Genomic DNA, 15,913 nt, shown 5'->3' with positions numbered 1-15,913 from the left:
ATTTACCTAAGGAGACGTAAAAATGTCAAAACCTATTTCATTTAGCATTATTGGCGGTTCCAGTTTCAGGGCGGGCTATTACTTAAGAATCGCACGTGAGCTTCCTGAAAGATTTAAGGCGGCAGGCATGGTGGTGCGTGACGTACAAAAAGCAGCAGCCCTGGAGGAAAAATGGGGAGTTGCTGCTTATCCTAATGTAAACGAGCTTTTAAAAAAAGAGCAGCCGGATTTTATCGTGATTTCTGTAAGCGCTTCCGTATGCGCGGGGTATTTGCTTCAACTAGCAGACCTGGGCATACCGGTATTAACAGAAACTCCTCCCGGGTCGAGCTTGCCTGAATTACGGATGCTGTATAAAAAACTTAATGTAAAAAAAGCGAAAGTGCAGGTAGCCGAACAATATCATCTTCACCCAACAAATGTCGCACGACTTGCTGTTATCAATTCCGGAATGCTTGGAGAGGTAACCGAAGCAACTATTTCAATCTCACATTTGTATCATGGGGCAAGCCTGATGAGAAAAATGCTTGGTCTGCATTTTGAAAATGCTGAAATAAGAGCCATGCGCTTTCATTCTCCACTTACTGCAGGACCTAATCGCAGCGGGAAGCCGGAGGAAGAAAGAGTGATTTCTGCTGAACGTGATCTGGCCTGGGTGTCATTTGGCAGCAAGCTTGGCATTTATGACTTTACAAAAGATCAGCACCGCTCTTGGATCCGTTCAAACCATTTATCAGTTAGAGGTACGAAGGGAGAATTATTTGATGACCGGCTGGTATTTCTGCAGCATTTTGATTGTCCTATGTCTGTGGACTTGAAGCGAATCAATAAAGGAGAGCAGGAAAATGCAGAGGGTTATTTTTTGGAAGGGATCACAGCAGGAGAAAGATGGGTGTATCAAAATCCGTTTGCACCAGCCAGATTATATGATGATGAGATCGCCATCGCATCCTGCCTGGGAAAAATGGCAGACTACATTTCCGGCGGACAAGGCTTTTACAGCTTTGCTGAGGCAGCGCAGGATTTTTATCTGGGCTCAATGATTGAAAAAGCTATAGCAACGGGAGAAACCATCCAAACCGAACGGCAGCCTTGGGCAGAAGAAGAGCAATAAACCACCTCTCTGGCTGAGGCATCTAGAAGGAGAACCAGATGAAATTAAAAATCTTTTTAGTACTAACAGGGGTACTTTTTATCTATATTTCAATAAATAACGATCTAGTAAAAGAAACGATATATCAATATGAAATGGATAGGCGTTACGAGATTACAGAGTTAAATCTAATGATGAAAGGTATTTCTACAAAGTATAATTTTGAAAATATAGAAATCGATTTGTATTATGAGCTAATAGATCAACCTCCGGTAAAAGAGAGTATGAACGAAGTTGTTAGACTTGCTAATGTAGTTATAACAATAGATAACCGTGTGCAAAGTATTCTGGAAAGATCTGCAGTAAAAACTTTTGATATTAATGATAAGGAAGAAAATCTCAATCAGTATGACCCTTTTATAAGCTACTGGCTTATATATGATAAAGAAAAAAAAGACCGTTCGTTTGCGGTTGTTTTAAATACCACAAAAAACAACTATTATATGTTAGTGCCAAAAGAAGAGCAATCATTTCAAATGGTCACGATAAATAAAAATGGGAATGTAGAAACAGAAGATTACACCTGGGAATCGAGATCTAAATTACAAGGGATGCTGGTTCCTTTCTCAAGTTACTCAGGAACTACTGGTTACTATACAGATTCCCTGAATTCTTACCCATCTGGTTTTGACATCATCTCTACTTTGACCTTTCCCATCCTGTCATTTTTAATTGGATTAGTGTTCTTAATTTGCTTCGTTGCTCTGGTTGTAGATGATTATAAAGCAAAGAGGAGTGGTTCTTAATTCTTCTTCATAAATGATTTTGTTTTTACAAAACTCTACTAATTTCAAGTTTAAGTGCTAAATAGATCTGGTTGCTGCAGCTAAATGACAATAATTCAGGTGAGGATCTATTCAAAAAAGGATCGGAAAACTAGAAAGGATGGTTCAAATTACAAAATAAAAACCGGCTGGGAGGCCGGAAATGAATATTTTTATGGCTCAAGCATAGGCATAAGAACTAAACAACGGCTCGCTGGCCTAATTCCTGGTCAATGAGTATAAGAGCAGACGGATTGTTTTGTGCAAGATTTAAGCGGTCTACAATGGTTAAGGCTTGTGCTTCTTCATCAATTTGTTCAATTAAAAAGTCTTGAAGGAATGCAGCGGTTTGCTGGTCCAGTTGAGTGGAAAATTCTACTGCTTGCCGGTAGGCATTCGTGACATACCTTTCATGCTCCAGCACAGCGGTAAAGGTTTCAGAAGGGGATCCGAAGTTTGTCGGTTGAGCGGGAATGGTTTGAATTTCTACTGTTCCTCCGCGATCAGTTACGTATTTAATAAGTTTTAGTAAGTGAGTGCGTTCTTCTGCGGATTGAAAATTTAACCAGCTGGACATTCCTGTGAAATTTTTTGAAGCCATATAAGCAGACATTGCAAGGTACAAAGTGGTCGATAAATGTTCAATGCTAATAAGGTTATTTAGCAGTTTTTGAATTTGCTCATTTAACAAAATGCAAAACCTTTTAATTAATCATAATGCTAATTATATTGGTTAAAAAATCCTTTTATTCCGACCTGCAGATTAACTAAAACGACAATTGAAAGAAAGAGTTAGGGAACCGGCAGAGCTTTTCAGAACAGCAGATAGGTGTTTTCTTATTATCGTTAAAATGCATAAGTGAAAAAGAACTGAAAAGATATTGTTTGGACATAAAAATGGTAAAAAGAAACCTGTACATACAGAAAGCCCTGTCGATCTCTTTTAAGCTGCTTCTACATATTTTTGCTTTGTTGAAGAAGCTTGGATACACCAGTACGTTCCCAATCTTCTACAGTTTGATAAGCTTCCTCAGGTGAGTACCCTTTTCCAACAAGAACACCCATTAGGATGAATTCCTGAAGAATATGCGTAGCATTTATTCCTCTTTTAACATCCTCCAGCCCCTCGTTCACTAAAAACTGAGTATGCTGAACCCATTCATCCGGAGTTTTTCCAGATATAACCGTATTCTGTCCATGACTTTCCTCAGCGGCCTCGGCGTCCGCTTTTGTAGGATGAACCGTACCAAAAGGATGGTTGGGAGGAGCATAAATTGAATAAAGTTTTAAAGGTGTGCTGCCTGTATTTGTGAGATTATGCCAGGTGCCGGCAGGAATGAAAATAGCAAAATCGTCGGAAACATTTTGCCTAAATGTTAAGTTGTTTTTTTCATTGCCCATTTGCACCATTCCCTGCCCCTGTTCAAGACGCAGGAATTGATCAACATTCGGATGAATTTCTAAACCGATATCCTCTCCGGGGTTGAGACTCATTAACGTCACTTGTAAGTGCTGACCTGTCCACAATGCAGTACGGAACGTATTGTTCTGCTTTGTTGTCTCGTTAATATTTATAACAAATGGATTGGGCCCATAATCTTTTAATGCATTACGCCAATAATCGTTTGAAGAAGAATAAGAAGGATAGCTGTTTGCATAGTTCATTCCGTAAGGATTATTCCCGTAGCTGTAACGGACATCGTAGGTATAATTTGGTGTATCCGTGTATGAGTAATATGACTTCGGAACATTAGACATTGTATTCAATCCCTTCACAGTTAATAAAATTATCCTATGCACTGTTTGTGGGATATGTACGTAATGCGGTAATTATGCTGCAGCTTTTATTAATATTAGAAATTACTCACTCAGCACGAAGAAAGAGGCTGGAAGAAAGCGAGTGAAATTAAAGATTATTGACATGGATAAGGATGCTTGATGATCTGTCCAAGAAAAGAGGAAGATCAATGATTGAATATGAGATTCTAGGGGAACCGGTCGCACAAGGAAGACCGAGAGCTTCAACTGTAAATGGATATGTTCAGATGATCGATCCAACGAAATCAAGAAATTACAAAGAGTATGTAAGACTGGTAGCTTCTCAATATGCTCTTTCTGAGCCTTTAGAAGGTCCTTTGAAGATCAGGGTGAACGTTTATCGGCCATTGTTGAAAAACTTCAGTAAAAAGAAAGCTGCAGCTGCAGAAGCTGGTTTGCTCCGGCCGACGACAAAGCCCGATATCGATAATCTGGTTAAGGGAGTTAAAGACGCATGCAACAAAGTCTTATGGCGTGATGATAGTCAGGTAGTGGAGTTGAAGGCTTCTAAATTTTATAGTTCAAGGCCTAGAGTGGAGATCAGGGTAGAAATGCTTATAACTTAAACAAATGATTTGAGGATAAAATTATTCTCTTTCCCAGGCACCCCAGCGATGGTATTACTGAAGATTAAAATAGTAAGTGTAATGTTGATTACTTGGACTATTACCTGGAAGCCTTTAAGACTTGTAAACAGTTCTCTCATAATAACCACTCCCTTTTTTTCGATTTTCGCTGGGGTATCATCTCTGACTTCTGCCTGCGACACCTCCGGGAGCGGAGCCTGGGAAAAAGAATAATTACCTTGCTATACTCCAAATTCAATTAAATGTCAATAATAGCTACCACAAAAAGCCTAAGGAAAGTTCCCCGGCTCTTCTAAGAATTAGATACTTATATTATAGCATAGGGGGATTTCATATGAGAATGAAAGAATTAAAAATAGATGGAAATGGTTCCCTTAGTATTGATACAATGGAACTAGATGGACATGCGGTGATAATCGATTCAGGGAAAGCGAAATTAATCAAGTTACATGATCATGGTGAAGCGAAAATTATTACTCATCAAGGGAAAGTTAAGAGGGTGAGGTTTGAGGAAGGAGAGGAGTTTTAATGCCAAACAGACCTTGGAAAAATGATGAATTAGTTGAGGTGTTTTTCGATACAGAAGATACCAGTAAAAGAAAGTATAGATACTTATTAAAATGCACATGGAATGATCAGTCTAATCGGGTTACCTTCGTTATGCTTAATCCAAGTGTAGCTGATTTAGATACATGCGACCCTACTCTTGATAGATGCTCTATGTATGCTCGCAGCTGGGGTTATGGGGGTTTTTCAGTTGTTAATTTATTTGCATTAATAGCTAAAAACCCTGAGGATTTAAAGCTTGAAGCAGATCCAATTGGACCTGAAAATGATAGCTTTATCATTCAATCGATCGAGGAGTCTGATAAAGTAATTTTTGCTTGGGGTGAAAAAGACTGCAAAATTTTGAATCGGAATAAGCAGATTATCACTATGCTTAAGGACTACCAACCCTACTGTATTAAGAAAACAAAACATGGAAATCACCCGAGACACCCCCTGTATTTAAAAAGTGAATTAACTCCAATTATTTATTAACATCATAGTCTTGAAGAGGTGAAGTGTAATGAATCTATCTGAAATGATTGAATTTGTTTTAAATAATTATGACCGTAGTAACTAATCATTAAGAGAATTTTCAGAAGCAAAAAATTTTATAAATAATAAGATCCCAGCATTGATCACTGAAAAATTAGAGGCAAATCCTTTTAAATATCGTATATACGGTAGCACAGGAAATGGACAATTGACATTTACACCATGGGTTTCTATTATCGACAAATCTCTTTGTGATGGAGGTAGTACGCAAAAAGGAATATATCCGGTTTTCTTATTTAAAAAAGACATGACTGGCGTCTATTTATCATTGAATATGGGGAACACCTTTTTTAGTAATCCTAATCTCCTTAATAAAAAAGGTGTTACAAAAAACAAAAGATTAATATTGTTAGAAATAAATTAAGACAAAATTTAAAGATTAATCCCTTTGATTTTGATGAAGTTGAACATCTTGGCGAAGCATCTGATAAATACTGTACAGATGCAAGTATCGCAGCACTCTACTACAAAAAAGGTGCTGTTCCGAATGAAACCAAAATAATTGAAGATTTACAAATATTAATTGCTATGCAGGAGCCTTTAAAGACTCTAAAAGAAGATAATTCATTTGAAGTATTTATTAACAGAATAGCAACTGGATCGATTAATCTGCCTCCAGATGACTTAGATCCTGAATTTTTAGAAAGAGTTGATTTAGCACAACCGGCTAAAGAAGATGACGATCATCCTGCTCCAAAAGGGAATAGGGCTGCCTTGACAAGAGCAAGCAGATATTTAGGTAAGTCGAGCGTTACAAAAAGAGCATTAATTAAAGCAAATTATCTCTGTGAGTACGATTCCTCACATATCACCTTCATTAATGAAACTTCCGGGCAAAACTATGTTGAAGGTCATCACCTTATTCCATTGTCTTTCGAAGATAATTTTGAGCACTCGATAGATATATCACAAAATATCGTAGCTCTATGTCCAAACTGTCATAGAAAAATACATAATGCTAGTTTTACTGTAAAAAGTGAAATGATTGAGAAGTTTTTGTCGGATCGCATAGAGATTTTAAAGAAAAGGAGTGTCGTTGTTCTTCAAGAAGATTTAATAGGGTACTATAATTGATTAGAAAATTAGGAGTGAATAAAAATTTATAAAGTATTTACTTATATTGTGGTTAATGTCTATGTTCTACTTATCGGTATTGTAATGGCTGAAGAACGCGATTCTGGATATTTTGAATTAATAGCAGCAATAATCATAGTACTCATTGGATTAAATATATTTTTAATTTTTTTAGAGAAATTCTTAGATTATATAATGATAAAAAGTTCACGATATTTTGAAACGAAAAATAAGAAAAATACTAATTTACTTGAGTGGTCAGGACAAACAGATATTTGGATTAAAACTTTTAATGATATTTCTAAAATTAAAAATTTTGAGAAGAATGATATACACTTAAACTATATTGTAATCAAAAGAATTATAAAAAGAAGGTATCCTACAAAATTAGAACTCAACTCATTGAAAAATTATTTAAGTATCAAAGTGAAAAGCCCGCTATTAAGTGCACTTAATACTTCTACTCAAACAATATTTTTAGCACTTATTACCTCCTCTTTAATAGCATTCTTTACTACAATAAGTAATTCTAGTGAGTTTAAATATATCTATTTAATATTGTTTATTATATTCTGGTTTGCATTATTATCTGCTTTAAAATTCATAAGTATACAAATATCAAAATATGAATTATTGCTTTTATTAGTTAGTGAAACTATAGATGAGTATAATGATTAAAATTTTACAAAGGGGATGCTTTAATTTGGAAAATTGGGAAGCTTATTTTTATCAACCTAAACCAATAGAAGAGTTAATAGATTCAGCAGTGATAGTAATTGATACAAACGTTTTATTAGCAGCATATCAGTGGAGAGAACTAACAGTTAAAGAAGTGACTAGAGCTCTTGAAAATCTAGCTGAAGAAGGTAGACTTAAAGTTCCTGAACATGTTCTTTACGAATTTGCTAAAAATAGGCCTCGAGAAATTATGTATAGAATAAATGATGTAGAGGAAGCTATTTCCAGATTACAAAGTCCAAAGAAAATTAAAGAAATGGTACCGATATTAGAAGGAAAAGACTCCTTTAAAAAAACTGAAGAACTGAGTAAGAGTTATGTAAATTCATTAAACGAGTACAAAGAATCCCTTAAAGGATTAAGAGATGACTTAAAAGATTTATTTGAAAATGATCCATATTTAAATGCGGTAAAAAAAATTGTATCAAAATCCTATTTACCCAATAGTGAAAGCAAGTCAATAGAAGATCTCACGAAAATAGCAAATGAAAGATATAAACTAAAAGTACCTCCTGGATATAAAGATAGTTCTAAAGATGATAACAATGCAGGAGACTTTATTATTTGGCATTCTATTTTGTCTTTAAAGAACGATGTAATTTTTGTTAGTGGAGATAAAAAAGAAGATTGGGTTTATTATGATAAAAAAGGTAACCCGGTTAACGCTAGGAGAGAATTAATTGAAGAATTTGTGATTGCAAATCCTGGTCTAAACTTCACACATATATCACCAAAAGATTTTATTACACTAATGAATCCGAATATAAGTGATGAGATTAAATCAGATCTCTCGATTCAATCGAGTGATTCAAATTATTCTAGCATGATTGGTGTAAACGATATTGAAATATTTTATCAGAAAATATATAGCTTATTTAATAAGATTGAACAATCGATTAATCTTATGAATGAGAAATCTAATGGCTTTCCTGAGGAACTATTAAATGAATATCAGATATTAAGCAAAAATTTTAATATTTTATTAGAATATAAAGAAGTATTTGGAGAAGAAGATTATTTGAAAAAACTATGGGAAATCAAAAATAGTTTATCAGCTCTTATGATTAGAATTAATATTGTCTTGAGAAAAAATAATTATTAATGTGATTCTACCAGCCAACTGGAGGACGCAGATTGAGAGCTTAGAGCTCTTAGTTTGTGTCCTTTTTTTCTATTTTAGAGGAGGAATATAAATGGAGACCTGGAATGAAAAGCTTATAAATGAATACAACATTGGAAAAAGACAACTGAAACATTACCGTGATTCAATAGATATGAATAATCCTATTAATGAAAATGAACACCGGATTGTTTCAGAAATGATTTCAGATATGAATTTTTCTCTCGAATGGATGCGTAAGGGAAGGCGACCAGGGAACAGGAGAGGGATTGATCATCGATCTGTGTATCAACGAACGGCATTATTAGATATGGATTTGTTTCCTTCGATTGATTTGAAGCCAAAGCAAGTTTATTTAAAGGAAGAGCAGCGTCGGCAGCTGATCGATATTCTTTTGGATTTCTCTTATAGAGAAAGGGAGTGTTATTTGTTGCATATGGCTCAGGGTTTGAGTTACGCAGATATAGCGGATGAACTGAACTTAAAACGGCGAACCGTGCAACAGTATGTTGAAAGAGCTAAAGAGAAAGTGGACAAGAAGTTGGGCAGAACAGGTTAATATTCTATTCACCTCAGCCGATGTTAAATATGTAAATAAATCAGTTGAGGTGAAGTTATGGATTATAATTTTAGTGATTTGTCCCCCACGTTTAATGAGCTGGCAATAAACTTAGCTATTATTTTATTTATCCCTTTTATTCTCGTGATGATTTTGAAATTCGTATTGCTGAAAATGAGAATACCAAACAATATCGCTTCGACTCTCTCTTCTCTTTGCTTTTTAGTTGGGGCATATTACATGTTTGATATGGTATTTTAATGGAGCACTCAAATCGAGTGCTTTTAATTTTGTCGATTTATGACGTGCAAAAGACGTACTTTTCCCACCTAGTATAGAGAAGTCTTTTCTTGATCGTTATATTTTTCCGGGAGGGTATATCATGGAGATTAAGAGTATTAGTATTAACAGCATTTTCCCTGCAGCTTATAACCCCAGAGTAGAGTTAACTGCTAATGATAGTGAATACATAAAACTAAAACAATCTATTGAAACATTCGGCTATATAGACCCACTTATATGGAACCAACAAACAGGAAATCTAGTAGGTGGCCACCAGCGTTTTAAAATCCTAAAAGACGCCGGTTATACTGAAGTCGATGTTTCGGTTGTGAACCTGGATTTAGAGAATGAAAAGCTGCTTAATATTGCACTAAACAAAATAAGCGGTGATTGGGACGAAGAAAAACTGGTCCAGCTGCTTTAAGAATTAAGCGAAAGTGATTCAGGAATAGAACTAACAGGTTTTGATAGTGATGATCTGGCTGAACTGATTGAAGGATTACCCAATAACACTGAGATTGAAGCCAATGTTGAAGAAGATGACTTTGATGTTGAAAGTGCTATTAAAGATATTAAAGAACCTGAAACGAAGTACGGTGATGTTTGGTAGCTTGGTAAGCATATCTTAGTTTGTGGAGACGCTACGAAAAGAGAAGACTTACAAAAGCTGATGAGTGAGCAAAAAGCTGATTTAGTGATTACGGATACTCCTTACAATGTAGCTGTGAAAAGCACATCCAAGAAACTAACCGAAGATGGCCGAGAAAAGATCATGAATGATGATATGAGCGGAGAAGCGTTTGACGAATTTCTTGATAAGGTATTTGAGAATTATGCACGCTTAATGAATGAGGAATCAGCAATATACGTATTCCACGGTTCTTCTTATCAGCGCGAATTTGAAAATGCTATGAACGCTCATAACATCCTGGTCCGGTCCCAATGTATTTGGGTTAAGAATTTTGCTTCCTTTGGATGGTCACAATATCGCTGGCAACATGAACCGGTATTCTATGCGTACAAAAGAGGTAAAACACCTTGCTGGTATGGTGATCGAAAGCAATCAACCGTTTGGAGGGCTGGTTTACTTGAAGAGGTACCTGAACCTTCATCAGTGTGGGAGATCGGAAGAGGGAACGTGAATGATTACGTTCATCCTACCCAAAAGCCTTTAGAGCTTATCGCCATACCATTAAAAAACAGCAGTAAGAAAAATGATATTGTAGTTGATTTGTTCGGGGGTAGCGGTTCTACCTTAATGGCCTGTGAACAAACAACAAGAGAATGCCGGACCATGGAATTGGATCCGGTTTTTTGTGATGTCATTAAAAAACGTTACTATGAATTTACAGGCGTTGAGCCGGTATTGTTAACAAACTAAAAAAGAGAAAGGTGCGCTAACACCTTCCTCTCCCAGCGCCGATTACCCGACAGAGATAGCGAGCGACCGTGCACGGTTTTGTGAAAAGTCGCTATCTCACTTTCAATTATAGATGAGAGGTCGGGTGAAAGGTAATGAAAAAAGAGAATATATGTTCCCCTGATAATGAAAGCCTGCAGCACGAGATTGATTCAGTACTAAATGTGCTGCAGTCGAAGGAGCGTTATCGAAAGATTATAAATGCAGGAATTGCCCGTTGGGTAAAAGACTTTCAAGATGGACGCATTGAGATAAAGACGGTTGAGGATTTGAAGAAGCTGATTGAGATTGATTTAGCCCTTCAGAAAGAGGAAGACTGAAATCAAACTCAACACGAACAGTCTGTGGAGGTGGCGGTGAATGTAAATGGCTAGACCAAGGGATCCACGAAGAAGCGAAGCAAAGAATATGTGGCTTGAACATAATGGTGATCTAAAATTAGTAGATCTTGCTGAGAAGGTTGGAGTCACCAGTAGCACGATTCGTAAATGGAAAGCTACCGATAAATGGGATGATGAATTGAAAGGGAGCGCTCCTAAATCTAAAAGGAGCGCTCTTAATCGTTCGAACCATTTGAAAGGAAACCAACATGCTGCAGGTAATGCCGGGGGAGCACCGATTAAGAATCAAAATGCTAAGGGCAATCAAGGCGGTTCAGCTCCTGCCGGCAATAAGAATGCAGTGCGTTCTGGTGAGTATGAAACGATCATGTGGGATTACTTAGATGAAGATGAAAAAGAACTGTTTGAGATGATCCCTGTGGATCCGGTTGAACAGATCGATGCTACGATTCGAGAGCTCACTATCAGACAAAGAAGAATGATGAAGCGTATAAAGAAGGTTGAAGATGGTTTGACCGAGCGCCAGCGTCGTGTACTGCAGCAATTAAACAAAACGAAAGATGTACATGTGATTGAGCGTGATGGGGTCGAAGTAAGAGTACCTGTAAAAACAGATGCTCTAATTGTGGTTGAAATTGAAGAGACTGAGATGAGAGCCATTGATGATATCTTAAATATAGAAGAAGCTTTGACTCGTGTGACTGATAATTTGATTAAAGCAATTAAACAAAAACATGAAATGGAACTGAAGAATATCTATATACCTGGTAAGCATGAGCAGTTGCATCTTTCCAATGAGCGCTTGAAGCAAGAAATTGAAACGATTAAGAGAGAGAATGAAGGAACTGCAACGGATGATTGGGTCGGTGCTCTAAAAGAAGTAGCTGCAAGGCGTAAAAGCGTAAGAGTCGGTGACGGCAATTACAACTAAACCGTATAACGTCCTGATAGACCTGATAGAAGTATATTGGGATGATCCGGTGGCATTTGCTGAAGACATTCTTCAGTTTAATCCGGACGAGTGGCAGCGTAATGTCTTAAACGATTTGGCCAACAATCCTTTTGTAAGTGTCCGATCTGGCCAGGGAGTCGGGAAAACTGGACTAGAAGCGATGTCTGTTCTCTGGTACCTTTGTTGCAGACCGAACCCCAAAATCGTATGTACTGCACCTACCCGGCAGCAGTTGAATGATGTGCTTTGGGCAGAGATCGCCAAGTGGATGGAATCCTCTATGGTCAAGAACTTCCTTAAGTGGACGAAGACCAAAGTTTATATGATGGGTAATGAAGAGCGGTGGTTTGCTACAGCCAGGACCGCCACGAAGCCTGAGAACATGCAAGGCTTTCATGAAGAGTACATGCTCTTTGTGGTGGATGAAGCGTCTGGTGTAGCCGACAACATCATGGAAGCGATTCTCTGTACATTATCTGGAGCTGAAAACAAATTATTGATGTGTGGTAACCCTACTCGAACGAGTGGGGTTTTTTATGATTCTCATCATAAAGACAGGCAGGATTATAAAACACACAAGGTCAGTAGTTGGGATTCGCCGAGGGCAAGTAAGGAAAATATTGAACGTCTTATTAGGAAATATGGAAAGGACTCAGATGCCGTCAGGATTCGTGTATACGGCGAGTTTCCTAAATCGAACCTGATGTATTCATTCCTTTGGAAATGCCGGAGACCGCTGCAGAGACGAAGGTTGAGCTTCGTAGCAGAACCTTGCATCTAGGGGTGGATATCGCACGCTATGGAGATGATGAAACAGTCATAGCACCACGCATGGGAGGGAAGTTGTTTGAGCTCCAGGGCTACCATAAGCAGGACACTACTCAAACAACAGGCTATGTCATTCAGACGGCTAGAAATTATCACAGCCTCTATCCTTTCATCAATGAAGTTGTCGTGAAGTTAGATGATGATGGTGTGGGTGGCGGTGTTACGAATCAGCTTGAGGAATTATTAAGGACTGAAATGTTTCCGTTTGAACTTCGTATATTACCGATTGGAAACGGTCGGACTGCAATTTATGAAGAACATTATGAGAACCGCGGTACTGAAATATGGGCAAGTGTTCGGGACCAGCTGCAGGAGAATCTTTCACAATATGTGCAAGGCGCATCTCCAACCGTTGAGTTTCCGAATGATGAAAAGCTGATCTCTCAATTAACCACCCGTAAATATCGAATGTCGGGTAAGGGCCGTATCGTTCTCGAAAGAAAAGAGGACATGAAAAAACGGGGCCTTGCTTCTCCCGATAGAGCAGATGCTGTTGCATTAGCTTTTGCTACAGAAAAAGAAATGCACTGGTCAACGGATCGTCCGGCAGGCTGGTAGAAAGAGGTGAGACAATGACAATCATTTATGAAAACAATCCATTCCCACCAGAGCCATTTGGTTCTGAACTTGATTATATGGAGTTCTTCCGTGATCTATATGAAGGGAATCATGCTGAGATATTTCCCCGGGCGAAGACCATTGGGAATGAAACAAGTATCGATAAAGCGGCGATTAATCGTGCTAAATACCGTTACTTGCGAGACTTGAAGAAGAAGCATGCAGAAAAAAATGCAGTGAATCACTATGTCGTGATCAATTTCGCCTCAGCAATTGCAGAATTGCCGGCCGATCTGATTAACCGGTCACTAGGAAATATCTCAGCTGATGAAGAAGACAGCAAAGAGTATTTGGAGTTTATCTCCCAGATCGCTAAGACATCTAAAGTCAAAAGCAATTTATGGTCCGCCATTGTCCAACAACAAGTAGATGGAGCAATAGCTTATCGCATTCGGAGAAATAAGCGAAGAGGTACCTGGTTTGAATGGCTGCTTGCTGACCTCTACTTTGAACATGATGATGAATTCGGAGCTGATATTGCCTGGACGGAAGATCGTGAAGATGAAACGTTCTTACGGGTTGAGAGACAGCGGTTGGTTGACGGTGGTCTTGAATTAACACAACACGTATTTGAGATGAAAGGGAGTAGCATAAAGTACGAGAAAGATTTTAGGGAATATGCCTCCCTATATGGGATTTTAGAAGAACCTTCTCTACTCGTTTCTGATCTAGATGAGCTGATGTGTGGAATTGTAACCAATGATGAAACACTTCGGCACACTCGCGGCCGTTCAGGTCTGAGAAATATTGTAGAGATGCAGGAAGAAATCAACTGGACCATTACTCGTGATTCCGTGGTATTTGAAAAGCATGGGAAGCCTAAGCTGGCGATTCCTCGTCAGTTGTGGGACAGTGTGGCGAATAAAAATAATCAAAATTACGGTGGTCGCTTTGTTCGTAACGCGGACCTGGAGGTAGTCAGCTATGACGAGAGCAAAGGAGCTATTCCCATGTACATTACCTGGAACGCACAGACCGAACAATCATTCAAACATGTGGCCAGGTTGATAGATTACATTATGGCCACTTCCAAAACTGCTGCGACTGCAGTGGGCTTAGGTTCAGCAGGAGGCACACTTTCTGCTAAAGCAATTCTTTATGAGTGGATTCAATCTGTTATAAAAGCAGAAGCCATTCGAGATAAGTTTGATGAAACGTTGAAAGATGCTTTGAGGAAATGTGTTCTTTTAGAAAATGCCATTAGTGCATCAGATTACGAAGCAAAAGACCCGGTGATTGAATGGAAAGACATGCTACCTAAAGCAGAAGCGGAAACCGGTGAGGAAGAATCGAAGAAGTACGCCGACGGTGTTCAATCCCTAGAAACTACTGTAAGAAATATTCATCCTGATTGGTCAGAGAAAGCCATTGCTGAAGAAGTAGAAAAGATTCAAAACGAAAAAGCTGTTGATACACTTAATCCTACATTTACTCAACCACCTCGAACAACGATTGGTGATGATGAGCAATGAATGAGGATATTGAAAAACTTGTAGCCATGTACGAGCAGTCCAGCATGGACATAATTGGTGTGATTCAATCAATTAGTGGAGGACTAACAAAGCGCCGGCAGTTGGAGCTCCTTAAGCAAATCGGTGTGATCATCTCCATAACTCAAGGTGATGCAACTGGGATCATCTTGGAGATTATAGAAGCTGCTTATAAAGAAGGTTCCAATGAGGCGACTGAAGAACTTCGTGCTCAAGGGGTTAAAAACATTGAAGCTTCTTTTAAAGCTGGCATTCATCGAGAAGCCGTTCAGAATATCGCAGACGATATGTTCTACACGGTTTTAGAGGCTTCAGATAATATGAGTCAAGATGCTAAGGATCGTCTTGAAATGATCACTACAAAAGCCAATCAACGTTCATTAATTGAAGGGCAGACCAGACGAGAAGCAACTAAGAAAGCAGTGGCTGAAGCGACTGCTAAGGGGATCACAGGTGCCATTTATAAGAACGGTGCTAAGGTGCCAGTAGAAAAGTATCTGGCCAACACTATTCAGTATTATCAACGCAGGGCTCATGTAGATGGCTCGATCAACCGCATGACTGAAAACAATAAGGATCTCCTTTACGTGAACAGTGTCGGCATTACTTGTTCATTATGTGCCCAGTACCAGGGCAGGGTCTATTCCATTAGTGGAAAGGATTCGAGGTTCCCGCCTTTGACGAACCGTCCTCCTTATCATGGTCACTGTGTGCACAGCGCTTATCTATGGAGTGAAGAATTTCAAGATCCCAAAGACATTGCTGACATGCTGCAAACTTCTAACCGACCATTTGAAGACAATCGATCGGAAGCAAAAATACGAAAATATGATGAGATGCAGCGAAAAGCATCGAGGAAAAATGAAACTCGCAAGCAATGGATTCGTTATAAATCTCGTATGCCTGATCTACCAGATTTAAAAACTTTTGGGAGCCAGAAGGCAAGGAACACCAAGAAATATAAAAAATGGCAGCAAAATTTTCAATTGTTTGGTTTAATTATAAAGGAAGGAGGTTGAAGGTTAAGCCGTAACGTATCTAGTCTTTACTTATTGTGCTAAATGAAAA

Annotated in this window: 19 protein-coding genes and 1 pseudogene; 18 read left to right on the top strand and 2 right to left on the bottom strand. The window is 38.3% G+C overall.

Going from position 1 to position 15,913, the window contains the following annotated elements:
* Positions 1–22 precede the first annotated feature (22 nt).
* Both P6709_RS02180 and P6709_RS02175 read left to right on the top strand, forming a co-directional pair.
* The gene (locus P6709_RS02180) at positions 23–1,114 is read left to right on the top strand and encodes a Gfo/Idh/MocA family protein (protein ID WP_278239239.1); all 1,092 of its coding nucleotides are present in this window, start codon (positions 23–25) and stop codon (positions 1,112–1,114) included.
* Positions 1,115–1,152: 38 nt separating this feature from the next.
* Positions 1,153–1,899: a hypothetical protein gene (locus P6709_RS02175; protein ID WP_278239238.1), complete on the top strand. Its 747-nt coding sequence runs from the start codon at positions 1,153–1,155 to the stop codon at positions 1,897–1,899.
* 217 nt (positions 1,900–2,116) lie between these two features.
* On the opposite strand, the gene P6709_RS02170 is transcribed toward P6709_RS02175, so the two are convergent.
* Entirely contained in the window at positions 2,117–2,608 is a 492-nt protein-coding gene (locus P6709_RS02170; RefSeq protein WP_278239237.1) for a ferritin, read from the bottom strand.
* 263 nt (positions 2,609–2,871) lie between these two features.
* Entirely contained in the window at positions 2,872–3,675 is an 804-nt protein-coding gene (locus P6709_RS02165) for a cupin domain-containing protein (RefSeq protein WP_442905285.1), read from the bottom strand.
* Positions 3,676–3,884: 209 nt separating this feature from the next.
* Here P6709_RS02165 and P6709_RS02160 point away from each other — a divergent pair, with 209 nt between their 5' ends.
* The 16 genes and pseudogenes from P6709_RS02160 (at position 3,885) to P6709_RS02090 (ending at position 15,864) form a co-directional block, all read left to right on the top strand.
* Entirely contained in the window at positions 3,885–4,301 is a 417-nt protein-coding gene (locus P6709_RS02160) for a RusA family crossover junction endodeoxyribonuclease (RefSeq protein WP_278239236.1), read from the top strand.
* 355 nt (positions 4,302–4,656) lie between these two features.
* Positions 4,657–4,851, top strand: a complete 195-nt coding sequence (locus tag P6709_RS02155) for an XtrA/YqaO family protein (protein WP_278239235.1) — start codon at positions 4,657–4,659, stop codon at positions 4,849–4,851.
* On the top strand, positions 4,851–5,363 hold the full coding sequence (locus P6709_RS02150; RefSeq protein ID WP_278239234.1) for a DUF1643 domain-containing protein: 513 nt from the start codon (positions 4,851–4,853) through the stop codon (positions 5,361–5,363). Before P6709_RS02155 ends, P6709_RS02150 begins: the two co-directional genes overlap by 1 nt.
* A 118-nt stretch (positions 5,364–5,481) precedes the next feature.
* Positions 5,482–5,787, top strand: a complete 306-nt coding sequence (locus tag P6709_RS02145) for an MrcB family domain-containing protein (RefSeq protein WP_278239787.1) — start codon at positions 5,482–5,484, stop codon at positions 5,785–5,787.
* A 164-nt stretch (positions 5,788–5,951) separates the two neighbouring features.
* Positions 5,952–6,497, top strand: coding sequence for an HNH endonuclease (locus P6709_RS02140; RefSeq protein WP_278239233.1), 546 nt, complete (start codon positions 5,952–5,954; stop codon positions 6,495–6,497).
* A gap of 84 nt (positions 6,498–6,581) precedes the next feature.
* Positions 6,582–7,175 carry a hypothetical protein gene (locus tag P6709_RS02135; RefSeq protein WP_278239232.1) on the top strand — a complete coding sequence of 198 codons (594 nt, stop codon included), beginning with the start codon at positions 6,582–6,584 and terminating at the stop codon, positions 7,173–7,175.
* Positions 7,176–7,200: 25 nt separating this feature from the next.
* Complete coding sequence (locus P6709_RS02130) at positions 7,201–8,337, top strand: PIN-like domain-containing protein (protein ID WP_278239231.1); 1,137 nt, start codon at positions 7,201–7,203, stop codon at positions 8,335–8,337.
* A 91-nt stretch (positions 8,338–8,428) separates the two neighbouring features.
* Positions 8,429–8,914, top strand: coding sequence for a sigma-70 family RNA polymerase sigma factor (locus P6709_RS02125; protein ID WP_278239230.1), 486 nt, complete (start codon positions 8,429–8,431; stop codon positions 8,912–8,914).
* A gap of 57 nt (positions 8,915–8,971) precedes the next feature.
* On the top strand, positions 8,972–9,175 hold the full coding sequence (locus P6709_RS02120) for a hypothetical protein (protein WP_278239229.1): 204 nt from the start codon (positions 8,972–8,974) through the stop codon (positions 9,173–9,175).
* Between the two features lie 121 nt (positions 9,176–9,296).
* The gene (locus P6709_RS20465) at positions 9,297–9,620 is read left to right on the top strand and encodes a ParB N-terminal domain-containing protein (protein WP_336618977.1); all 324 of its coding nucleotides are present in this window, start codon (positions 9,297–9,299) and stop codon (positions 9,618–9,620) included.
* A gap of 246 nt (positions 9,621–9,866) precedes the next feature.
* Positions 9,867–10,577, top strand: coding sequence for a DNA-methyltransferase (locus P6709_RS20460; protein WP_336618976.1), 711 nt, complete (start codon positions 9,867–9,869; stop codon positions 10,575–10,577).
* A gap of 134 nt (positions 10,578–10,711) precedes the next feature.
* Positions 10,712–10,936 (top strand): hypothetical protein, encoded by a 225-nt coding sequence (locus P6709_RS02110; RefSeq protein ID WP_278239228.1) that lies wholly within the window; start codon positions 10,712–10,714, stop codon positions 10,934–10,936.
* Positions 10,937–10,982: 46 nt separating this feature from the next.
* Positions 10,983–11,888, top strand: coding sequence for a phage terminase small subunit (terS, locus tag P6709_RS02105; protein ID WP_278239227.1), 906 nt, complete (start codon positions 10,983–10,985; stop codon positions 11,886–11,888).
* Positions 11,878–13,295 (top strand): annotated as a pseudogene (locus P6709_RS02100) (phage terminase large subunit). Before terS ends, P6709_RS02100 begins: the two are co-directional and overlap by 11 nt.
* Positions 13,296–13,309: 14 nt before the next feature.
* Positions 13,310–14,827 (top strand): phage portal protein, encoded by a 1,518-nt coding sequence (locus P6709_RS02095; RefSeq protein WP_278239226.1) that lies wholly within the window; start codon positions 13,310–13,312, stop codon positions 14,825–14,827.
* Positions 14,824–15,864, top strand: a complete 1,041-nt coding sequence (locus P6709_RS02090; RefSeq protein WP_278239225.1) for a phage minor capsid protein — start codon at positions 14,824–14,826, stop codon at positions 15,862–15,864. The genes P6709_RS02095 and P6709_RS02090 overlap by 4 nt, the downstream gene beginning before the upstream one ends.
* Positions 15,865–15,913 lie beyond the last annotated feature (49 nt).

It is taken from the genome of Jeotgalibacillus sp. ET6 (assembly GCF_029667115.1).
Classification (GTDB): domain Bacteria; phylum Bacillota; class Bacilli; order Bacillales; family Jeotgalibacillaceae; genus Jeotgalibacillus.
Note: the sequence above shows the minus strand (reverse complement) of the source record. Positions and strands in the feature narration are given on the sequence as shown.